Raw genomic sequence first — 20,007 nt, 5'->3', positions numbered from 1 at the left:
GGCGGATCGGCGAACACCAGATCGGCGCAGCCGGCGGGCAATTCCCGCATCCGTTCGACGCAATCACCTTCAATAATGCGGTCCAAGGCCGCTTCGATTTTCAGAGACATATCCCGCCCGAATCAGTGGCAACACCGGCACAGTGATTCGGGTGATTCGCGCCGTCAAGAGTCTTGTGAATCAATGACTTAGAGAGACTCAGTGTTGAGTCCGGCTAAGTCAGCCACACAAGATGTTGTAGACCGGCGAGAAGCTGCGGCGGTGGTGCGGGGTGCAGCCGTGGGTCTTCAGTGCAGACAGGTGGTCGGGCGTGCCGTAGCCCTTGTTGTGATCCCAGCCGTATTCGGGGTGGGTTTCATGCAGGCTCAGCATCATCCGGTCGCGGGTCACCTTGGCGATAATGGACGCCGCCGCGATCGACACCGACAGGCCGTCGCCGCCGACCAGGGTCTCGCAGGCGCAGGGCAGGGCCGGCGGGTCGTTGCCGTCGACCAGAGCGAAACACGGCGCCGGGCTCAGCGCCCGAACCGCGCGGGCCATCGCCAGATGCGTCGCCTGGCGGATATTGACGAGGTCGATCTCGTCGACCGTGGCCTCGCCGACGCCGACCGCAACGGCTCGGGCGTGGATTTTGACGAACAGCGCTTCGCGGGCATCGGCGGTGAGTTTCTTGGAATCGTCAAGACCGCGGGGATAGCGCCCCTTCTCGAAAATCACCGCTGCCGCGATCACTGGCCCGGCCAGCGGCCCGCGCCCGGCTTCATCGACGCCGCAAATCAACCCGGTGTGCAGGGCGATCAGGCGCAGTTCATGGGAAAAACTCGGCATCACGGCTGTATAGCGCAGGACACCGCCCCTGGGGACGGGAGCCCGCGACGCATGCACAGGGAAATGTGCTCACAACCACCGGTGCACGCGTTCGCAGAGGTCGCGGTAGGCGTCGCCAAAGGTGCGCAGGAGGTAGGCTTCTTCGCGCGGGATCACGTAGCGGTCGAGATAAACGTACATCACCACCGCCGCTATCAGGATAGGGATCGAGCCCAAGAACAGTCCCAGCCCGAGCAGGAACGAGACCAGCCCGACATACATCGGGTTGCGCGTCAGCCGGTAGGCACCCGAGGTGATGAGTTGCGCCACCGGGCGGTTGGGGCGAACGGTGACACCCTCATTGCGGAAGCGGTCGAGGCCCCAGGCCGCAACCAACCCTCCAGCGACGGCGACGAGAATGCCGGCCGGCCAGCGGAACAGCGCCGGAATGAAATGCAGCGAGCCGCCGAGAAACCACGCCGCAACAGTGCCGCCCAACAGACACAGCGCAAACACCACCGGCGGTGGAACGACAACGCCTGCGGAATCGGGCTTAGGCGCGGACACGCGGGCGCTCCGGATATCAGAATTGCAAAAGCTGGCGCTCGGACCACAAACGATCGACAAGGAACGTCAGCACCAACGCGCCAACGGCAAGCGAGGCGATCGGCGACAGGCCAACCTGCAACAGGGCGACGCCGACCGAAGCAGTGAATTCGGGCATCGGCACCAACAGGCACAGCAGCGTCACGCCGGCGATGGCGGCGATCACAATGGCGAGGGACTTGAGGCGGCTCTCGCCTTCGACACGCGCAATGACACGCTCGGAAAAGCCGTTATCCGGCACGTCGGGCAGAGGCTGCGAAAGCATTTCGTCGAGGTTCATGACACCGATACCTTACGCCAATCCCCTAACAAGATCTCTAGTTTAGCACGTCCGCGGTTGACGTGCGACTTCAGGGTTCCGAGGGGAATGTTCAACGCCTTTGCGGCCTCCTCGTTGGACAGGCCGAGAGCAAAACAGAGCGTCAGGGCGGCCCGTTGCATGGGCGCGAGCTGGGCCATGGCGCTTTCCAGATCGTGCTTGATAAGACTGGCATTTTCCGGTTCGGGCGCATCGTCCGAAAAGTCCGTCCCGGCTTCCGCCAGGGCTTCCAGGGAGTCCAGCTTGCGCTTGCGGGCCTCCATCAGGAACCGCGACCAGGCGATGGCGCACAACCAGCCGAAGAAATTGCCCGAATTGAACTGCGCGATCTTCTTGTAGGCCTCGAGGAAGGTGTCCTGGGCGAGGTCGTCGGCCAGGGCTGCGCGCCCTTTGGTCAGGCGCATCAGGAAGCCGCGTAGCCGTGATTGATGCTGGCGCACCAGATGTCCGAAAGCGGCCGGGTCCCCCTTGGCCGCTTCCAGCGCCAGCCATTCGCTCTCGCTCATGGACGGTGATCATACCAGCTACTTGGTTTCGTCGCGATGGTCGGCACGGGCGCCGAGCACGCGGGCCAGCCCTACCATGAACGGGAAGATGCCAATCACGGCGAGCCAGTTGCCGTCAGTCAGGGGCATGCCGCCGCCCTGCATGGCCCAGAAAAACACCGCCAGCGCGACGCCAATGCACATCAGGAAAATGCCCGAGCTGATCGGATTCTTGTCGCCTTTGTTGCCGCCGTTGGTGATCCCGGCCAGCATTTCCGGCGTCAGCGGATGACCCTTCTCGGCCAGGCGCTCGATCAGGCGATACTTCGACCGGCGGCTCAGATAGCTGAACAGCAGCGCGATGAACACCAGCAGCAGAATGGCGCCCCAGATGACGGCAAGGATCGAAGTCGGCGAATTGTAAAACATTGCATTTGCCCCTTAGCGGATCGTGATGACGGTTCCGACGACTGCAACGACTCGGCGGAACTGGATTTCGATCATATGAGCCATGAAGCCGACGCTCACGGTCCTGCCGCCTGCGCTTGCCCATCCCATCGGCCCGAAGCTGGGATGTTGGCCATGGAGGGAGGCGAGCGCCAGTCCCACGACAGCGCAGACGGCAATCAAAAGTCCGTCCCGGTGCCTGATCATGGGGTGCCCCTCCAACCTTGGTTACACAGGCGGGATGCAGCCAGGGCGCCCGACGGATGCAGGCCACGTCAAATTTTCAGGGGACTAGGTCGCGCGCGGCGACGCGGAGGCGCAGAGCGAGCCTGCAAAGCGGTGAAATGTGCAGCTATTTCAAACGGTTGTGAAATGTTCGGACGCGGAACCGAGGTTTCGACGCCGGGGCAATCCTTGCTTTTCTACCGGTTGGCGGCCTTGAGGAGGGCGGCGCCGAGGGCGGATTTGAGCAGGCCGCCGGCCACAAACGGCACGACGCCCAAGGCGATCGCCTTTTCCGGGCCCACCAGGAGGCTCAGCCAGGTGCCGCCAAGGGCGAGGCACAGGGCATTGCCGGCCACCATGCTGGCGAAGGCGAGTAGCGGGCGCTTGCCATTCCAGCCGCGCTCGGCCAGCCAGCCGGTCAGGGCGGCGGCGAGGGGGAAGGCCATCAGGTAGCCGGCGGTCGCGCCGACGAAGACGAGGGGGCCGGCCATATGGGTTCCGGCCAGCACCGGCAAACCGGCCGCGGCCGCCGCCAGCCACGCCAGAACGGTCGCCGTGCCCAGCCGCCAGCCGAGGAAGGCGCCGACCAGCGTCACCGCCAGGGTCTGCATGGTCATCGGCACCGGATAGAACGGAACCTGGATATAGGAGGAGGCGGTCAGGATGCCCGTACCGGCCAGTACGGTCAGCGCCTTCAGCGCCAGCGAGCCGTTTTGCAGACGAATGGCAGGGCTCAGCATGGCGCAAATCTCCGAAATGTCCGGCCCATGACAAGCCATATCCCGGCGCCGAAGGCAACCCGGTCGCCCCTTCAACGCCGCCGCCGATTTGGTCGCAACGCACCCCCGCAGCACGCGCCTGCAATTTGCGGTAGGCTTACCCCAGCATAATCCTGGGGGGGTGTCATGAAGACGATTGTGGTAGCGGCCGGACTCGTTCTGGCGGCGATGCCGGCCTTGGCGACGGCGCCGACCGAACCGAAGCCGACCAGCGTGGGCGAGCTGCTGCGCGCCTGCCAGCAGACCGATGGCGAACCGGGGCTCAAGCCCTGCAACGAGGCGGTGCGGCAGGCCAAGGACGCCGATCTGATCGAAGCGCTGTACTACCGCGCCCAGACTTTTTCGCAGCTCGATCGCCATGACGAAGCGATCGCCGACCTCGACCGCGCCATCAGCCTCAAGACCGATGATCCGCTGCTTTTCACCCAGCGCTGCAAGACCTGGTACTGGAAGGAAAACTACAAGAAGGCGATCGCCGATTGCGACCGCGCCATCGCCCTGAAGCCGACCAATTTCGACGCCTGGTTCTTCCGCGCCTCGGCCTACGACGACAGCGGCGATCACAAGAAGGGTGTCGAGGATTATAGCGAAGCGCTGCGGATCAATCCGACTTCGGCCGATGCCTACAACGACCGCGGCGTCGCCCACAAAAGCCTCGGCGAAACCGATCTGGCGATCGAGGACTACACCCAGGCGATCAAGCTGAAACCCGAAGATGCGCTCTACTGGGGCAATCGCTGCCACGCTTGGTACGTGAAATCGGAATGGACCAAGGCGCTTGCCGATTGCGATCAGTCGATCAAGATCAATCCCAAGCTCGCCTGGGTATGGGCCGACCGCGGCAACGTCTATGACGATTCCGGCGACCATGCCCGCGGCATCCAGGACTTCAATCAGGCGATTGCGCTCGATCCCAAGAATTCCAACTTCTACGCCTACCGCGCGATGGCCTATGAATCGCTCGACCAGTTCGAGACGGCGCTCGCCGACGGCAACATGGCGGTGAAGCTGGATCCGAAAAGCTCCTATGCCTTCAATGCGCGCGGCACCATCTATTTCAATAACGACAAGACCGAGCCGGCGCTGGCCGACTACACCAAGGCGATCGAACTCGACAAGGACTACGCCGTCGCCTATCGCAACCGCTGCAACACCTGGTACCGCAAGAAGCAGTACGACAAGGCCATCGCCGACTGCGATATCTCGATCAAGCTCGATGCCACCGACTTCTACGCCTGGTTCGACCGCGCCAACGCCTATGACGAATCCGGCCAGCACATGCGCGCCATCTCGGACTTCGATCAGGCGATCAAGCTCGATCCGACCCACCCCAGCGCCTTCAACGACCGCGGCGTCGCCTATCGCAGCATGAACCAGAACGATTTCGCGCTCGCCGATTTCAACGCGGCGCTGAAGCTGAAGCCGGATTACCGCTGGGCCCTGCGCAATCGCTGCGAGATCTATTACAACCGCCGCGACTTCACCAACGCGCTTGCCGATTGCAACACCGCGCTCAAGATTGAGCCCAACTGGGCCGACGCACTCAATGTCCGCGGCAACGTCTATGACGACATGGGCGATCACGCCAAAGCCATCGACGATTTCACGGCGGCGATCCGCATCGATCCCGAATTCGATCTCGCTTTCTACAATCGGGCGATTTCGTATGAGGCGCTCGGCGAGCTGGCCAAGGCACTGGCCGATTACGACATGGCGGTCAAGCTCGATCCCAAGCACGCGGCGGCGTGGTACAACCGCGGCATGCTGAAAAAGAAGATGGGCGACACCAAGGGCGGCGAGGAAGACATCTACAAAGCCCGCCTGCTCGATCCCAACATCGGCGAAGGCCGGCAGGCGTAACGTTCGCGACCTCGCGGTGCCGCCGCACAATGGCGACGCCGCGGGGGCTTATCCCTTCGCGGCTTTCGAGATCGCGTCGGCGAGGGCGAGGCCGGCGTAGTCCTGCGCCGAGAACCAGCGGCCGCTGACGCCGTCGTCGAGAAGCGCCGGAACCAGCGCGCCCGGCAGCACCGTCGTCGGATCGTTCGGCGCCCGAGGGCCGCCAAGGTCGGTGCGCAGCCAGCCCGGATCGAGCAAATTCATCGCCACGCCGGTGCCCTTGAGATGGGGCACGAAATCGCGCACGAACTTGTCGACCGCCGCCTTCGACGCCGCATAGGCCGCGAGATTGGGCTGATCGACGATGCCCGAGGTGACATTGACGACCCGGCCCCAGCCGCGTGCCAGCATCGGCGGCATCAGCCGGTAGCAGATGCGGACGAGGGCGATGACGTTGATCTCGAAACTGGCGCGGTAATCCTCGAGCGGCACGTCCCACGGATTGTCGCGCCACGGCGTCTGGATAGCGGCGTTGTTGTAGACGATGTCAATCGCGCCGGCCTGTTCGAGCGCCGCATCGAGCAGCGCGTCGACCTGCTCGGAATCGACGAGTTCGCCCGCTACCGCCGCGGTCTTGACACCGAACGCCGCAATTTCCGCCGCCACCGCCTGGGTATGAGCGAGGTCGCGGCTGTGCAGCACGACATTGCAGCCGAGCCCGGCCAGCCCGCCTGCCACCAGCTTGCCGACGCCGCGGCTGGCACCGGTGACCAGTGCCCATTTTCCCGTCAAATCCGCCATATCCGTTCCTCCCGATGCGGTCACCGTGCTAACGCATTCGGGGGCGAGCGGGAAGGGGCCGCTTGCGGCTCAAAACAGCGCGAGCTGGTCGCCAGCCTTCGGCGGACGCTGGAACAGATCGGTGCGAAGCTCCGTGTGCTGATCAAGGCGGAGGCGGCGCGTCGCCATGCGGAAGCGGTGCGCCAGCATCTGTGCATAGGGGCCGGTGCCGCGCTGGCGCTGGGTCCATTCGGCGTCGTAATCCTTGCCGCCGCGCATCTGGCGGATCAGGCTGATGACGTGCTTGGCGGCATCGGGGCGGTTCGCTTCCAGCCACTCGCGGAACAAATCCTTGATCTCGAGCGGCAGGCGCAGCAGCACGTATCCGGCCGAGCGGGCGCCGGCTTCCTTGGCCGCTGCGAGCACGGCTTCCATCTCGCCGTCGTTGAGGGCCGGGATGATCGGCGCGAACATCACCGCGGTCGGAATCCCGGCATCGGACAAGGCGCGGATCGCCTCCAGCCGGCGCGGCGGGGTGGCGGCGCGCGGCTCCATCGCCCGGGCCAGCTTGCGGTCGAGGGTCGTCACCGACAGCGCCACCCGCGCCAAGCCCATCTCGGCCATCGGCCCGAGAATGTCGATGTCACGCGCGACCAGCGCCGATTTGGTGACAATGCCGACCGGATGGCGGAAGGCGCGCAGCACTTCCAGCACGCTGCGCATGATCTTCAGCTTCTTCTCGATCGGCTGATAGGGATCGGTGTTGGTGCCGATGGCGATGGTTTTCGGCGTGTAGCCCGGCGCCGACAATTCCTTGGCCAGCAGCTCGGCGGCGTTGGGCTTGACGAACAGCCGGCTCTCGAAATCGGCCCCCGGCGACATGCCGAGATAGGCGTGGGTCGGCCGCGCGAAACAATAGATGCAGCCATGCTCGCAGCCGCGATAGGGGTTGATGGAACGGTCGAACGAAATGTCGGGCGACTGGTTGCGGGTGATGATGGTCCGCGTCGCGTCGATGATGATCTCGGTCTTCAGCGGCGGCAGGGCGTCTTCACCCTTCGGTTCGTCCCAGCCATCGTCGATCAGCACCCGGGCGTGGCGCTCATAGCGCCCCGAGGCGTTGGAAACCGCACCCCGCCCCCGCAACGCCCGCGGGTCGGCCGTTTTGTTCAGCACTGTCGTCATGGGACTGGTATAGCTTGTCGCAGAGAACAAAGCAAGTACAAACGCTTTCGGCGTCGGTTTTGTTTTTGACCGCCTTAAACATAAGCAACATCCTGTTCTGCTTAAGAATGCGACAGAATTCTTATTCCTAAGGCAGGCGGGCTCCGGCATAGTGGCGGCATGATTTCTGTCATTGTCCCGACCCTGAATGCCCAGCTGACCCTGCCGCGCTGCTTCGACAGCCTGATCGTGGCGACGGTCCACGGCGTCGTGCGTGAGGTCATCGTGGCCGATGGCGGCTCGAGCGACGATACCCTTCTCATTGCCGATGCGGCCGGGGCGCGGATCAAGAAAGGCGCCCGCTCGCGCGCCAGCCAACTCATTGCTGGGGCCGAGGCGGCGCGCAGCGACTGGCTGCTGTTCCTCCATCCCGAAACCGCGCTGGAGCCGGGCTGGGAAGTGGAAGCGGACAATTTCATCACCCATTCCCCGCTGGAGTATCCGCGCGCGGCGGCGTTCCGCTTTGGTGTCGACGAGTTCGACGCGGCGGCGCGGCGCGGGGAAGCGTTGGCGGCGATGCGCTGCGCGCTGTTCAAGCGGCCGCACGGCAACCAAGGTCTGCTGATCCCGAAGCGGCTGTACAAGCAGCTTGGCGGCTATCGCGAGGTCAGGCGTGAGGACGTCGATCTCGTCGCTCGCATCGGCGCTCGCCGGATGGTGATGCTGCGCCCGCGTGCCATCAACAAGCGCACACCGACCCTCGCGCCCGGCGTGGCATCCGGGCACGGTGACGTCAGCGTCGAGCGGATTTAGCCGCCGGTCTTCTTGGAGCTGTCGTGCTTGACCGGCTGGGCGGTCGCCGTCTGCTGCTTGGTGTCGACCTTGGTGGACTTGTCGGCGCCGCAGGCCCAAGCCGATCCTGCGAACGCGATGGCTACACTGAGCGCCACAGCCGCCGTCCGAATGCGCATGCCCGTCTCCTTCTCTTTTGATGGTAGCCGGGAAACGAGCGAGTTCGCCGACGGTTCCGCTGCGGCGGTGGTAACATCGCGACGAATTCGGGTTCGGCACTAGTTTCAGCACATGCACTGCGCAGTCTGCAGCCCAGGCGATGCAACATTCGTCGGCGCGAAGAGGCGCACTCTATACGGGCATATTCGCTGCGGGAGGGTCGTATGCTGACGTTTACCAAACACATTCTGAAATTCGTGCCGGTCGTCGTGCTGGCGGCCCTGCCGGCGCTGGCCGATACCGCGCGGATGGACGAAATCGCCCAGGCCTACGCCAAAAGCGGCCCATTCATGGGGTCGGTCCTGGTGTGGAAGAACGGGCAGGTGCTGCTCGACAAGGGCTATGGCTTCGCCAGCGTCGAATGGCAGGTACCGAACGCGCCCGACACCAAATTCCGCATCGGCTCGATGACCAAGCAGTTCACGGCGGCGGCCATTCTCCTGTTGCAGGAGCGCGGCAAGCTCAACGTCGACGATCCGGTCAGGAAGTTCATCCCGGAGGCACCGGCGGCGTGGGACAAGATCACGATCCGCAATCTGCTCAACCACACCTCCGGCATTCCAAGTTTCACCAATTTCCCCGAACACGGCGATCGCACGCGCAATCCAGTGACGCCGCAGGCACAGCTTGGCTGGTACAAGGACAAGCCGCTGGAGTTCGCGCCGGGCAGCAAGTGGGCCTATTCGAATTCGGGCTATGCCTTGCTCGGCCTGGTGATCGAAAAGGCGAGCGGCGTCTCCTATCAGCAGTTCCTCGCCGACAATTTGTTCAAGCCGCTCGGCATGAAGGACAGCGGCTATGATTCGAACGCGCTGGTGATTGCGCGCCACGCCGCGGGCTATATCCCGAGCCGCGATGGCGTCAGTCAGGCGGGCTATACCGACATGACGGTGCCCTATGCCGCCGGCGCGCTGTATTCGACCACGCATGACCTGTTGCTGTGGGACCAGGCCTTGTTCGGCGGCAAGGTGCTGAAGCCCGCTTCGCTCAAACAGATGACGACGCCCGGCCTCGGCCAATACGGCTTCGGGTTCTGGATCCGCGATGTCGGCGGCCACAGCGATATCGCGCATCCCGGCAGCATCGATGGATTCAATTCCGCCGGCCACTATCTTCCCAACGACAAGGTGGTCGTTATCGTGCTCGCCAATATCAACAGCGGCGCGCCCGACGCGCTGTCCGAAAATCTGCTGAAGGCGGCCGTGGGACTGCCGGTGATGTTGCCGGACGAACGCCAGGCGGTGAAGGTCGATGCCAAGGTCTTCGACGTGTTGGCCGGCACCTATCAGGTGACGCCGCAGTTCAGCCTGGTTTTCACCCATGAAGGCGAGGGCTTTTTCGGGCAAGGCACCGGCCAGCCGAAGATCGAACTGTTTCCGACGTCGGAACGCGAATTTTTCGCCAAGGTGGTCGATGCGACGGTGACGTTCGAAGCGGATGCCAACGGCAAGCCGACCAAGGCCATCCTCCACATGGGCGGCCAGGACACGCCGGCGACGCGGGTCAAGCCCTGACCAGCCCAACATGGACAGGCGTGCCCGATTGGCATATTATGCCAATGCAATCCGGGAGCCGTGCGATGCCGACGCGCAATGTGGTTTTGACCGACAGGCAGGCGAAATTCGTCGAGAAGATGGTGTCGTCGGGCCGCTACCAGAACGCCAGCGAAGTGATGCGCGAAGGACTGCGCCTGATCGAACAGCAGGAAGCCGAAAACGCCGCCAAGCTGAAGGCCCTGCGGGCCGCAGTTCAACTCGGCATCGACGATATCGAGGCGGGACGTGGCATCCCATTCGAATCGTTCGACGCAATGGAGAAGTACTTACGCGAAACAACTGCTGCGGCGTTGGACCACAAGCTTAAGTAGAGCTTATTGCAGGTAACATCGTTGTCGAAGCCGGGGCGACGAGCGGCAAATGGCGGCCATCCGGTGGCGTCCCGAATTGGCACCGCGGGCAAACGAAGACTTATCCGAGGTCGTTTGGTGGACCGACGAACATTCGGTGCCGCTCAAGCGGAAGCCTATCGCAAGGTGATCTTCGCGGCCTTGCGAGAACTCGAGGCTGGTCCGGATATCGTCGGCGTCAAAAGCGTCCGGACATTATGAGCGGTTTGTTGACGTTGCATGTGGCACGGCATGGACGGCATTTGATCGTGTTCCGGATTCGGCCCGGCACGGAGGTTGTGCTGGAAATCCTCCGTATCCTTCACGATCAGATGGATCTCGTGCGTCACATTCCGACGGTGTGAACTTACCCCAGAAGTCCCGAACTGCGGATGCCGTCGAAGACGAATTGCACCGCCAGCGCAGCGAGGAGGACGCCGGAAATGCGGCCGATCACGTCGGAGCCGGTGCGGCCCAACAGGCGCATCAGCGGATCGGACAGGCGCATCGCCAGATAGGTAATCAGAAGGCAGACGATCACCACGGCGACGATTTCGCAGCGTTCGACCCAGGTGGTGGCGCGGCCCATCAACAGCACCGTCGCGGAAAAGCTGCCCGGACCGGCGAACAGCGGAAACGCCAGCGGAAACACGGCGAGGTCGCGGCGCTGGGCGGCTTCGGCCTGTTCGTGCTCATTGATCGACGACATGCCGGGACTGGCGAACATCAGGCTGAGGGCCTGGGTGAACAACAGGATGCCGCCCGCCACCTGGAATGCCGGCAGCGACACGTTGAGTACCGCCAACAGGGCGCTGCCGCCAAACGCGAAGATCAGCAGCATCGCACCGGCAATCACGACGGTGCGCAGCGCCGTGCGGGCGCGCTCTTTCTTCGACTGGTCGGAGGTAAGGGTCGAAAAGATCGCGGCGCCGTCGATTGGACTGATGGTCACGAACAGCATCACGAAGGCTGGCCAAAGGCCGACCGGCCACAACACGGCGGGAAAATGCATTTCGGGGACTCTCTCTGCGGCGCCGGCAGTCTAGGCGCAGTGGCGCGAAATCGCGCTATTTCTCCAGCAGCCGCGGCATGATCTCGACCAGGTTGCAGGGGCGGTGGCGGTTGTCGAGTTGCCACTTCAGAATTCCGTCCCAGCCGTCTTTCACGGCGCCGGGGGAGCCGGGCAGGGCGAAGATGTAGGTGCCGGCGGCGACACCTGCGGTGGCGCGCGATTGCATCGTCGAGGTGCCGACGGTGCCGTAGCTGATCTGATGGAAGATCGCCGAAAAGCCTTCCACCTCCTTGTCGAACAGCGGGCGCAGCGCTTCCACGGTGACGTCACGACCGGTCAGCCCGGTGCCGCCGGTGGAAATGACGACATCGATCGAGGGATCGGCGATCCAGGCCCGCACCTGCGCGGCGATGGCGGCCTTGTCGTCCCGCACCAGGGCGCGGGCGGCGAGGTCGTGGCCGGCTTCGCTGAGGCGCGCCACCAGCGTGTCGCCGGATTTGTCGTCGGCGAGGGTGCGCGTGTCTGAAACAGTCAGCACTGCGATGCGGACCGGCACGAACGCTTTGGTCTCGTCAAGACGTGGTGTCGTCGCCATCGTCGTCGTCATCCTCGTCGGTGGGCGGCGGAGGCGGCGGCGCGGACTGCTGCGGCGGCTGATAGATCGGCCATCCGCCGCGGGCCGTATCGTCCAGGCTCGGCGCCGGCTTGTCGTTGCGGCGATGATACATCCAGTAATAGGTCAGCAGCCGCTTCACATACGAACGCGTTTCGGGCGCGCGCATCGACTCGATGAACATCAACGAGTCGTCTTCCTTGCCGATGCGCGCCGCGGTCCAGGCGGTGACCTTGCCCGGTCCGGCGTTGTAGGCGGCAGCGGTCTGCACGATGGAGAAGTTATACTTGTTCAGCATCCGCGCGATGTAGCGCTGGCCGAGCGTCATATTGTATTCGGCGTCGAGCAATTCGTCTTCGGAACTCGATCCGCCGAGCAGGCGCGCAGTTCCCGGCATGATCTGCATCAGCCCCATGGCGCCGACCGGCGATACCGCATTGGGCTGGAAGCGCGTTTCGATGCGGATGAAAGCATAGACCAGCGACGGATCGATGGTGAAGCCGCCGGTCGGCTTGTACGGCGGGATCGGGAACAGGCCGGTCAGGGTGTAACCGCGGGCGTGGCTGGTTTCGCTGGCGCGCAATTCGAGATTGGGAACGCCGAGCGCGCGGGCCAGCGCGGCATAGGCGACGTCGAGATTGTCCTTGCCCGACATGCCGAACGCGCGATTGAGTTCGGTGTTGACGAAGTTGCCGTATTTCGGTTCCGCCACCTGCCACAACGCCACGGCGCGATGGGCCGGACCGTTCAGCATCATGCGCTGGAAATCGCCGGGCAGCAGCACCGGATCGGAAAAACCGGTTTCGATGTCCTCGCCCAGCAGCTTTTCGGCGAGCAGGCCGTAAAACGTCGGCTGCTCCTTGGCGGCAACGCTCAGAAGGGTAATGACGCGACGGGAGTCGCCGGCGCGCATGTAAGACCGCGCTGCCCAGAACGCGGCGGCGCTGCGATTGCCGCTCGGAATGGCGCCGATCGTCGCCACCTGCTCGAAATGCGCCGCGGCATCGGGGAAGCGCTGCAGCCGGAAGGCGGCAAGGCCGGCGCACCAATCGAGCTGCGGCGCAAACTGGCGGCCGACCGCGGCGGCGCTGTCACCGAGCGCGAATGCCTTGTCGTCGAAGCCTTCGGCCAGATACGACATGCAGATGCGCTGCGACAGCGCGGCGATGTCGTTGGCGGGCGCGGTATTCGCCGTCATCAGCGATTGCAGCGCGGCGTAGGCGAGATCGGGCTGGTCGGCTTTGATATCGGCCATCACCTGCTCGAGGATGGCGCGGCCGGCATCGGAGGTCACCGGCGGATTGGGCAGGTCGGAATCCTCGTAGCCGCCGCCGCGACGGGGCGCTCCGGGCAGTCCGGGAATCTTGGTCGTCAGCACGGTGATGGTGCGGCGGTGCTTCTTCTTGCCGACCCGCTTCTTCACCGTGGCGCGCTGTTCCGCCAGCTTGTGAATGCGCGGAGCGATCGGCAACTCGCCGTACTGCTGCAGCCACGCCACCAGCGTCTTCACCGGCACGCGCTTGCCCTTGGGCGACAGATACTGCTCGGCCAGGACATAGCCCGCGAGCGATTTGTCGTCGACCGCTGCGAACAGCGTGGTGGCGTTCGCGAAATTGCCGGCGCGCTCGGCGGCGATGATCCTGCGATAGCGCGCGACATCGCTCGTCGACAGCACATACGGCTGAATCGACGACACGCCCGAAGGCGGTACGGGATTCTGCGCGCCCGCGGGCAACGCAACAAGGAGCAGCGCAAACGCAATAACAAAACGGCGGATCATCAGGTTCCCTCCGGCGCGGCAGTGTTACCGGACCGAGGCGGTCTTCTCAAGCAATCCGAGCGACTGGATCTTTTTTTCCGCCGCCTGCAGGTCGCGCCAGGCGAGTTTCTTATGTGACGGCTGGCGCAGCAAATAGGCGGGATGCAGCGTTGCCATCACCGGGATCATTACATCGCCGACACGATACTCGAGCCAGCGACCGCGCAGCTTCATGATGCCTTCGGAAAACCCGAGCACATGACGCGCCGCAACCGCACCGAGCAGGATGATGATCCCGGGATTCACCAGCTCGATATGGCGGCGCAGGAAGGGCAGGCACATCGCCGCTTCTTCCGGCGACGGATCGCGGTTCTGCGGCGGCCGCCAGTTGAGCACGTTGGTGATGTAGGCGGTGGACCGGTCGAGCAGAATGGACGCCATCATTTTGTCGAGCAGCTTGCCGGCGCGGCCGACGAACGGCAGTCCCTGGCGATCTTCCTCCTGGCCCGGCGCTTCGCCGATGAACAGGATGCGCGAGGCCGCATTGCCGTCGGCGAAAACAGTGTGCGTCGCATTCATCTTCAGCGCGCAGCCGTCGAAGCCTTCCAGCGCCGCCTTCAACTCGGCGAGCGAGGTCGCCGCCGCGGCCAGCGCCATGGCGGTGCCGATGGTGTCGGCTTCCTTGGCATCCAAAACCGGCGGCAGTGCCGGGCGGGGCGCGGCAAAGCTGGCGGATGGACGCGGCGCCGGGCGCGGGGTGTCGATCACCGGTGCCGCTGCGGGCGCGGCAGGCTTGGCCACCAGCCGGTTGACCGGGACGTCGCCGATCGCCTCGTCGCCGCCGGACTCAACCAGCCACGCAAGTGCCGCCAGGGAATTGTCTTTGACCGGATCGGACATGGCGCCAGCATACGGGACGGAAACCCATCGCGCGACCCCGTTTGGTTGACCAGGGCGCCAAGATCGCCCCATAAAGCTGTGGGGCACGGACCGCGACATGAGCGAGCAAGCCGACAGAACCGAATATGACGTCGTCATCGTGGGTGGCGGCCCGGCAGGCTTGGCGGCGGCAATCCGCCTCAAGCAGCGCGCCAAAGCGGCCGCAACCGACATCAGCGTGCTGGTGCTGGAGAAAGGCGCCGAGATCGGGGCGCACATCCTGTCCGGTGCGGTGCTCGATCCGGTCGCGCTGAATCAGCTCATTCCCGACTGGCGTCAGAAAGGCGCACCGCTCGATACGCCGGTCACCGAGGATGAATTCCACGTCCTGAGCCGGACCCGTGCCTTCCGCCTGCCCAATTTCCTGATGCCGCCGTTCATGAGCAATCACGGCATGGAGATCGGAAGCCTCTCCAATCTCTGCCGCTGGCTGGGGCGCGAGGCCGAAGCGCTCGGCGTCGAAATCTACGCCGGCTTTCCGGCGGCGAAGCTGCTGATCGAAGAGGGCAAGGTCGTCGGCGTCGTCACCGGCGAACTCGGCCGCGATAAACACGGCGAACCCAAGCCCTCCTACGAGCCCGGCATGGAGCTGTACGCCAAATACACGCTGCTGGCCGAAGGCGCGCGCGGCTCGCTGTCGAAGGTGCTGATCGATCAGATGGGGCTGACCACGGCGCCGCAGAAGTACGGCATCGGTCTCAAGGAGCTGTGGGAGATCAATCCGGCCAAGCACCGCCGCGGGCTCGTCCTGCACACCATGGGCTGGCCGCTCGACAACCGCACCGGTGGCGGTTCGTTTGTCTATCACTGGGGCGATCGCTATTGCGCCATCGGCATGGTGATCCACCTCGACTACAGGAACCCCTACCTGTCGCCGTTCGAGGAATTCCAGCGCTTCAAGACCCATCCGCTGATCCGGCCGATGCTGGAAGGCGGCAAGCGGGTCGGTTATGGCGCGCGGGCCGTCAGCGAGGGCGGGTTCCAGTCGGTGCCGCAGCTGACCGTGCCCGGGGCCGCCCTGATCGGCGACAGTGCCGGTTTCATGAATGTGCCGCGCATCAAAGGCACCCATAATGCCATGGCGACCGGCATGCTGGCGGCGGATGCGGCGTTTGAAGCCATTCAGGCCGGCCAGAACGGCGTCCGCCTGGAGAGCTATGAGGCGGCTTGGAAGCGGAGCGCCGTTTACCATGAGTTAAGGCTGGTGCGAAACGTGAAACCGCTGTGGTCGCGCTTTGGCACCATTCCGGGCGTCGGCCTGGGCGGTCTCGACATGTGGGCGGGGCATCTGCTCGGCGTCAGCCCCTTCGGCACCCTGAAACACGGCCCGATTGACGCCGACACCCTGGCTTTCGCGAAGGATTCGCAACCGATCGCCTATCCCAAACCCGACGGGGTCATCACCTTCGACCGGCTATCGAGTCTGTACCTTTCCGGCACCAATCACGAGGAAGATCAGCCCGTTCACCTCCGGCTCACCGATCCTTCACTTCCCGTAAGCGTGAATTTGCCTAAATATGACGAGCCGGCGCAGCGTTACTGTCCGGCGGGGGTCTACGAGGTCGTCGACGCGGCGGACGGAAAGCGGTTTCAGATCAACGCCGCCAACTGCGTCCATTGCAAGACTTGCGACATCAAGGACCCATCGCACAACATCGTCTGGACCACGCCCGAAGGCGGCGGTGGTCCGCGATATTCGAATATGTAGGAGACAGGTTTGCGTATCTTTCGTCTGATTGCCGCGCTGGCGCTTCTGTCATCCGTCGCCGTGACCGCCGAAGCCAAGACCACCACCAAAATCGATGACTCGGATCGCGTCGCCGCCGGCCTCGGCAACTATTTGTCGGCCCGGTTCGCCGCCGGCAATCACGACTACGGTGAGGCCGCCAAGCTCTACAAAGCCAGCTTGGCGCGCGATCCCGACAATGAGACGCTGCTCACCTTCGCGTTTTTCTATGCCGCCAGCGCCGGCGAGATGGACGATGCCGCTAAATTTGCCGAACGGCTCGCTGCCGTCACGCCCGATGATCGTGCCGCCCGCCTGACGCTCGCCGTCGTGGCGATGAAGAAGCACGATTACCGCCGCGCCCGTGCCGAGATCGCCAAATCGGCGAAGGGGCCGTTCACCTCGTTCACCGTCGCGCTGGTCGATGGCTGGGCCGCTGCCGGAGCCGGCGACGCCGATGCCGCCAAGGCCGACTTCAAGCTCCTGCACGCCCAGCACAGCGCCGACGGGCTCGCCTATTTTAACGAGGCGATGCTGGCCGAACTTTTGGGTGACCAAGCCGGCGCCAATACCGCCTATCTCGCCTCCATCGAAGCTGCCGGCCCGACGCCGCGCGTGGTGGAAGCCTACGGCAAATTCCTCGAACGATCGGGGCGCGCCGCCGAAGCGAAAACGCTGTACGAACGCTCGGCGCAGGAGAGCGGCTATTCGATCGTGACCGCTCCGGGTCTGGCCCGCATCGCCGCCGGGACCAAGCCCGACGCCTTCGCGCCGCGCGCCGAAGACGCCGCCGCCGAAGCGCTGTTCGGGATCGCCTCGTCGCTGAACGACGAAACCAACCGCGACGTCTCGGTGCTGTACCTGCGCCTGGCGCTGCATCTCAATCCCAAGCTCGACCTCGCCACCATCCTGCTCGCCAACCGCTGCGAGACGCTGGGCAAGTTCGACGACGCCATCGCGGTCTACAAGTCGGTGACGCCGTCGTCGCCGTTCTATCGCCTTGCCTCGGTGGCCGGGGCGGTCGATCTGGCGCGCCTGGACCGCGGCAGCGAAGCGATCGCGACCCTGCAAAGCCTGACGGCGCAGTATCCGTCCGATCTCGAAACCTGGAGGGCGCTGGGCGATGCCTATCGTGCCGCCAAGCGCTATGGCGATGCGGTCAAGGCCTATGACCACGCGCTGGCGGCCGCGCAGGCGCCGTCGAAGAAGAGCTGGCCGCTGCTCTACGCGCGCGCCATCGCCGAACAGGAAGCCGGGGACTGGCCGAAGGCGGAAGCCGATCTCAAGGAAGCCATGACGGTCAGCCCGAACGAGCCGGCGCTGCTCAATTATCTCGGCTATTCCTGGGTCGAGCAGCAGAAGAACGTCAAGGACGCCCTGATCATGCTGGAGAAGGCGCGGACGCTGTCGCCGCAGGACGGCTACATCGTCGATAGCGTCGGCTGGGCCTATTACCGGCTCGGGCGCTTCCAGGAGGCGGTCGACGCGCTCGAGGATGCGGTGCAGCTGGTGCCCGGCGATGCCACCATCAACGACCATCTCGGCGATGCCTATTGGAAGGTCGGGCGCAAGCTCGAAGCGACGTTCCAGTGGAACCATGCCCTTGCGTTCGGGCCGGAGCCGGGCGACAAGGCCAAGATCGAAAACAAGCTTCATACTGCCGAGCAGTGATGGCGCGCGCGCCGGCCAAGATCAATTTGTTCCTCCATGTCGGCGACAAGCGCGCCGACGGCTTCCACGCGCTCCAAAGCCTGGTGGCGTTCACCGATGCGGGCGACGACCTCGGCTTCGCAGCGGGCGACGGGCTTACCATTGAAGGGCCTTTCGGCGCCGGGCTCTCCGCCGGTGACGACAATCTAATCGTGCGCGCCGCCAAAGCGCTGCCGGGCGGCAAGAGCGCCGCGGTGACGCTGACCAAGAATCTGCCCGTCGCTTCCGGCATCGGCGGCGGTTCGGCCGATTGCGCGGCGACCTTGCGCGGTCTCAACGCGTTGTGGGACCTCGGGCTCGACACGCGGACGTTGCAGGACATCGGCGCGACGCTCGGCTCCGACGTGCCGGTGTGCATCACCTGCCGGCCGCAATGGATGGAAGGGCGCGGCGAACTCGTCACCGAACTGCCGGCGCTGCCGCGTTTGGCGATGGTGCTGGTCAATCCCGGCGTCGGCGTGCCGACGGCCAAAGTGTTCGCGGCCTTGAAAGCGCGACGCGGTGTCGGCCTGGCGCTGCCGCCGCGTTTTGCGGGCGCCGGCGATCTCGTCGCCTATTTACAGGGTACCGCCAACGATCTCGAGGCCCCGGCGCGTGCCATCGCACCGGTGATCGGCCAAGTGCTCGATTTCATCGCCGCCGAAGGCGCCCTGCTGGCGCGTATGTCGGGCAGCGGTGCCACCTGTTTCGGACTGTTCGAAAACGGCACACAGGCCGAGCACGCCGCCGCCGCGATCCGCGCCGCCCATCCGGCGTGGTGGGCCGTTGCGACCTTCGTCACGCCCGGCGTTGACGACTGATAAACGGGCCTCGCCTAATGTGCCGCCGCTTGACAGGGAGGCCGGCATGGCGACGTGGGTCCGATGCACCGAATACGAAGAAGGCGTTGATCCGAGTTTCTCGGCGCAGATGCTCGTCAACCTCGATACGGTCCGCTACATGGTGCGCGGCGTCGAATCGACCGCGATCAGTTTTCTCGCCTCGAGCGGGCAGGACGGCCTGGCCGTGCATGAAACGCCGGAACAACTTCTCGGCGTCGCGCCACGATAGGTATTTGCGCGGATGATGCGCGAAGGACGCGCATTATGACGCCGAAGTAACGGCATCCGTAGCCACAACGATTGTTTCCGAAATCCGTGTGCGGCAAAATACTTCGTGCGCGGGGGCGTATTTGGGCGGTAGCGCTCAACGGAGCCCCCGGTGCAATCCACTCACGAAGAAATCAATGAAGCCGTCTACACGCCCCCCGATCCCGATGGGCGTTTCGCGCCGGCGCAGCAACAGATTTTCCGGCAGCTCGGCGCCCAGCGCAAAGCGATCGTGCTGGCGTTTCCGCCCAAGGCGGCCGGCACCTTCCTGCGCACCGCCCTGATCAAGGCCTGCGACGGCCAGCTCGTGCGCATCGTCCACGCCCAGGCCGGACGTGATGCGACGCCCTATCTGCCGACGCTGGTGCGCTATTTCGAGGGCGACCTCACCGACAAGACGCTGGTCACCCATGTGCACATGCTGGCGCTGCCCGCCAATCTGCACCTGATGGCGGCGTTCGGCATCAAGCCGGTCGTCATGCTGCGGAGCATTCCGGACATGCTCGCCTCCTATTGGGACATGCTGGAGAGCGACGACCATTCCCTGCACGACGGCCTCAACTGCCATATTCCACCGAATTTCCGCGCGCTGTCCAGCAACGCCAAGGCGGATTTCATCATCGACGTGCTGGCGCCGTGGTACGTGAATTTCTACGCCGGCTGGATCGCCTATGCCCTGACGGCGCCCGAGACCGTGTTCATGACCGATTACCGCACCCTGCAGCTGAGCCCGGTCGAACTCGTCGGCAATATTCTCAAGCATGTCGGGCTGGCGAGCGATCCCGAATTGTGCACGGCGGCTGTCGCTTTCGC

22 protein-coding genes are annotated in these 20,007 nt (G+C 64.5%); 9 read left to right on the top strand and 13 right to left on the bottom strand.

All coding sequences use genetic code 11. From position 1 onward, the window contains the following. Positions 1–219: 219 nt before the first annotated feature. The 6 genes from AC1P6P_RS18295 to AC1P6P_RS18270 form a co-directional block, all read right to left on the bottom strand. On the bottom strand, positions 220–828 hold the full coding sequence (locus AC1P6P_RS18295) for a ribonuclease HII (RefSeq protein ID WP_481403880.1): 609 nt from the start codon (positions 826–828) through the stop codon (positions 220–222). Between the two features lie 69 nt (positions 829–897). Beyond that, on the bottom strand, positions 898–1,374 hold the full coding sequence (locus AC1P6P_RS18290; RefSeq protein ID WP_481403879.1) for a methyltransferase family protein: 477 nt from the start codon (positions 1,372–1,374) through the stop codon (positions 898–900). A 16-nt stretch (positions 1,375–1,390) separates the two neighbouring features. After that, the gene (locus AC1P6P_RS18285; protein ID WP_481403878.1) at positions 1,391–1,693 is read right to left on the bottom strand and encodes a hypothetical protein; all 303 of its coding nucleotides are present in this window, start codon (positions 1,691–1,693) and stop codon (positions 1,391–1,393) included. After that, the gene (locus AC1P6P_RS18280) at positions 1,690–2,238 is read right to left on the bottom strand and encodes an RNA polymerase sigma factor (protein WP_481403877.1); all 549 of its coding nucleotides are present in this window, start codon (positions 2,236–2,238) and stop codon (positions 1,690–1,692) included. Before AC1P6P_RS18280 ends, AC1P6P_RS18285 begins: the two co-directional genes overlap by 4 nt. Positions 2,239–2,256: 18 nt before the next feature. Continuing rightward, complete coding sequence (locus AC1P6P_RS18275) at positions 2,257–2,646, bottom strand: DUF6249 domain-containing protein (protein WP_481403876.1); 390 nt, start codon at positions 2,644–2,646, stop codon at positions 2,257–2,259. A 440-nt stretch (positions 2,647–3,086) separates the two neighbouring features. Next, the gene (locus AC1P6P_RS18270) at positions 3,087–3,629 is read right to left on the bottom strand and encodes a biotin transporter BioY (protein ID WP_481403875.1); all 543 of its coding nucleotides are present in this window, start codon (positions 3,627–3,629) and stop codon (positions 3,087–3,089) included. A 165-nt stretch (positions 3,630–3,794) separates the two neighbouring features. Here AC1P6P_RS18270 and AC1P6P_RS18265 point away from each other — a divergent pair, with 165 nt between their 5' ends. After that, positions 3,795–5,528: a tetratricopeptide repeat protein gene (locus tag AC1P6P_RS18265; RefSeq protein ID WP_481403874.1), complete on the top strand. Its 1,734-nt coding sequence runs from the start codon at positions 3,795–3,797 to the stop codon at positions 5,526–5,528. A gap of 48 nt (positions 5,529–5,576) precedes the next feature. Here AC1P6P_RS18265 and AC1P6P_RS18260 read toward each other — a convergent pair whose 3' ends face one another. Both AC1P6P_RS18260 and AC1P6P_RS18255 read right to left on the bottom strand, forming a co-directional pair. Further along, positions 5,577–6,308 (bottom strand): SDR family NAD(P)-dependent oxidoreductase, encoded by a 732-nt coding sequence (locus AC1P6P_RS18260; RefSeq protein WP_481403873.1) that lies wholly within the window; start codon positions 6,306–6,308, stop codon positions 5,577–5,579. 69 nt (positions 6,309–6,377) lie between these two features. Next, a complete protein-coding gene (locus AC1P6P_RS18255; RefSeq protein WP_481403872.1) occupies positions 6,378–7,472 on the bottom strand; it encodes a PA0069 family radical SAM protein in 1,095 nt (364 codons plus the stop codon). Between the two features lie 159 nt (positions 7,473–7,631). Between AC1P6P_RS18255 and AC1P6P_RS18250 the strand changes: the two genes are divergently transcribed. After that, the gene (locus AC1P6P_RS18250) at positions 7,632–8,264 is read left to right on the top strand and encodes a glycosyltransferase (protein WP_481403871.1); all 633 of its coding nucleotides are present in this window, start codon (positions 7,632–7,634) and stop codon (positions 8,262–8,264) included. Here AC1P6P_RS18250 and AC1P6P_RS18245 read toward each other — a convergent pair. Further along, a complete protein-coding gene (locus AC1P6P_RS18245) occupies positions 8,261–8,422 on the bottom strand; it encodes a hypothetical protein (protein WP_481403870.1) in 162 nt (53 codons plus the stop codon). The two genes, AC1P6P_RS18250 and AC1P6P_RS18245, sit on opposite strands and share 4 nt — an antisense overlap. 204 nt (positions 8,423–8,626) lie before the next feature. Between AC1P6P_RS18245 and AC1P6P_RS18240 the strand changes: the two genes are divergently transcribed. After that, positions 8,627–9,976, top strand: a complete 1,350-nt coding sequence (locus AC1P6P_RS18240) for a serine hydrolase (RefSeq protein ID WP_481403869.1) — start codon at positions 8,627–8,629, stop codon at positions 9,974–9,976. A gap of 65 nt (positions 9,977–10,041) precedes the next feature. Next, positions 10,042–10,329: a type II toxin-antitoxin system ParD family antitoxin gene (locus tag AC1P6P_RS18235; RefSeq protein ID WP_481403868.1), complete on the top strand. Its 288-nt coding sequence runs from the start codon at positions 10,042–10,044 to the stop codon at positions 10,327–10,329. 385 nt (positions 10,330–10,714) lie between these two features. Here the strand turns inward: AC1P6P_RS18235 and AC1P6P_RS18230 are convergent, their stop codons facing one another. The 4 genes from AC1P6P_RS18230 to AC1P6P_RS18215 are packed head-to-tail and all read right to left on the bottom strand — an operon-like array spanning position 10,715 to position 14,631. Beyond that, positions 10,715–11,359: a MarC family protein gene (locus AC1P6P_RS18230; protein ID WP_481403867.1), complete on the bottom strand. Its 645-nt coding sequence runs from the start codon at positions 11,357–11,359 to the stop codon at positions 10,715–10,717. A 55-nt stretch (positions 11,360–11,414) separates the two neighbouring features. Beyond that, positions 11,415–11,897: a molybdenum cofactor biosynthesis protein B gene (gene moaB / locus AC1P6P_RS18225; protein ID WP_481403881.1), complete on the bottom strand. Its 483-nt coding sequence runs from the start codon at positions 11,895–11,897 to the stop codon at positions 11,415–11,417. Between the two features lie 34 nt (positions 11,898–11,931). After that, on the bottom strand, positions 11,932–13,752 hold the full coding sequence (locus AC1P6P_RS18220; RefSeq protein ID WP_481403866.1) for a lytic transglycosylase domain-containing protein: 1,821 nt from the start codon (positions 13,750–13,752) through the stop codon (positions 11,932–11,934). Positions 13,753–13,776: 24 nt separating this feature from the next. Next, entirely contained in the window at positions 13,777–14,631 is an 855-nt protein-coding gene (locus tag AC1P6P_RS18215) for a uracil-DNA glycosylase (RefSeq protein WP_481403865.1), read from the bottom strand. Between the two features lie 97 nt (positions 14,632–14,728). Here AC1P6P_RS18215 and AC1P6P_RS18210 point away from each other — a divergent pair, with 97 nt between their 5' ends. The 5 genes from AC1P6P_RS18210 to AC1P6P_RS18190 all read left to right on the top strand — a co-directional run. After that, complete coding sequence (locus AC1P6P_RS18210; RefSeq protein ID WP_481403864.1) at positions 14,729–16,378, top strand: electron transfer flavoprotein-ubiquinone oxidoreductase; 1,650 nt, start codon at positions 14,729–14,731, stop codon at positions 16,376–16,378. A 9-nt stretch (positions 16,379–16,387) separates the two neighbouring features. Further along, the gene (locus AC1P6P_RS18205; RefSeq protein ID WP_481403863.1) at positions 16,388–18,067 is read left to right on the top strand and encodes a tetratricopeptide repeat protein; all 1,680 of its coding nucleotides are present in this window, start codon (positions 16,388–16,390) and stop codon (positions 18,065–18,067) included. Further along, complete coding sequence (locus AC1P6P_RS18200) at positions 18,067–18,906, top strand: 4-(cytidine 5'-diphospho)-2-C-methyl-D-erythritol kinase (RefSeq protein ID WP_481403862.1); 840 nt, start codon at positions 18,067–18,069, stop codon at positions 18,904–18,906. The genes AC1P6P_RS18205 and AC1P6P_RS18200 overlap by 1 nt, the downstream gene beginning before the upstream one ends. 46 nt (positions 18,907–18,952) lie before the next feature. Further along, entirely contained in the window at positions 18,953–19,156 is a 204-nt protein-coding gene (locus AC1P6P_RS18195; protein WP_481403861.1) for a hypothetical protein, read from the top strand. Positions 19,157–19,306: 150 nt separating this feature from the next. Then, positions 19,307–20,007, top strand: a 701-nt coding sequence (locus AC1P6P_RS18190) for a hypothetical protein (RefSeq protein ID WP_481403860.1), incomplete at its 3' end; no start/stop codon positions are given.

It is taken from the genome of Rhizomicrobium sp., from assembly GCF_056722145.1.
This window is presented reverse-complemented; position numbering and strand designations above follow the sequence as displayed.

Bases quoted from the DNA above. Each gene is read 5' to 3' on its own strand.
- AC1P6P_RS18215 (WP_481403865.1), bottom strand. From the start codon at position 14,631: ATGTCCGATCCGGTCAAAGACAATTCCCTGGCGGCACTTGCGTGGCTG.
- AC1P6P_RS18230 (WP_481403867.1), bottom strand. From the start codon at position 11,359: ATGCATTTTCCCGCCGTGTTGTGGCCGGTCGGCCTTTGGCCAGCCTTC.
- AC1P6P_RS18210 (WP_481403864.1), top strand. From the start codon at position 14,729: ATGAGCGAGCAAGCCGACAGAACCGAATATGACGTCGTCATCGTGGGT.
- AC1P6P_RS18260 (WP_481403873.1), bottom strand. From the start codon at position 6,308: ATGGCGGATTTGACGGGAAAATGGGCACTGGTCACCGGTGCCAGCCGC.
- AC1P6P_RS18295 (WP_481403880.1), bottom strand. From the start codon at position 828: ATGCCGAGTTTTTCCCATGAACTGCGCCTGATCGCCCTGCACACCGGG.
- AC1P6P_RS18200 (WP_481403862.1), top strand. From the start codon at position 18,067: ATGGCGCGCGCGCCGGCCAAGATCAATTTGTTCCTCCATGTCGGCGAC.
- AC1P6P_RS18270 (WP_481403875.1), bottom strand. From the start codon at position 3,629: ATGCTGAGCCCTGCCATTCGTCTGCAAAACGGCTCGCTGGCGCTGAAG.
- AC1P6P_RS18265 (WP_481403874.1), top strand. From the start codon at position 3,795: ATGAAGACGATTGTGGTAGCGGCCGGACTCGTTCTGGCGGCGATGCCG.
- AC1P6P_RS18195 (WP_481403861.1), top strand. From the start codon at position 18,953: ATGGCGACGTGGGTCCGATGCACCGAATACGAAGAAGGCGTTGATCCG.
- AC1P6P_RS18250 (WP_481403871.1), top strand. From the start codon at position 7,632: ATGATTTCTGTCATTGTCCCGACCCTGAATGCCCAGCTGACCCTGCCG.
- AC1P6P_RS18255 (WP_481403872.1), bottom strand. From the start codon at position 7,472: ATGACGACAGTGCTGAACAAAACGGCCGACCCGCGGGCGTTGCGGGGG.
- AC1P6P_RS18235 (WP_481403868.1), top strand. From the start codon at position 10,042: ATGCCGACGCGCAATGTGGTTTTGACCGACAGGCAGGCGAAATTCGTC.
- AC1P6P_RS18280 (WP_481403877.1), bottom strand. From the start codon at position 2,238: ATGAGCGAGAGCGAATGGCTGGCGCTGGAAGCGGCCAAGGGGGACCCG.
- AC1P6P_RS18220 (WP_481403866.1), bottom strand. From the start codon at position 13,752: ATGATCCGCCGTTTTGTTATTGCGTTTGCGCTGCTCCTTGTTGCGTTG.
- AC1P6P_RS18245 (WP_481403870.1), bottom strand. From the start codon at position 8,422: ATGCGCATTCGGACGGCGGCTGTGGCGCTCAGTGTAGCCATCGCGTTC.
- AC1P6P_RS18285 (WP_481403878.1), bottom strand. From the start codon at position 1,693: ATGAACCTCGACGAAATGCTTTCGCAGCCTCTGCCCGACGTGCCGGAT.
- AC1P6P_RS18240 (WP_481403869.1), top strand. From the start codon at position 8,627: ATGCTGACGTTTACCAAACACATTCTGAAATTCGTGCCGGTCGTCGTG.
- AC1P6P_RS18275 (WP_481403876.1), bottom strand. From the start codon at position 2,646: ATGTTTTACAATTCGCCGACTTCGATCCTTGCCGTCATCTGGGGCGCC.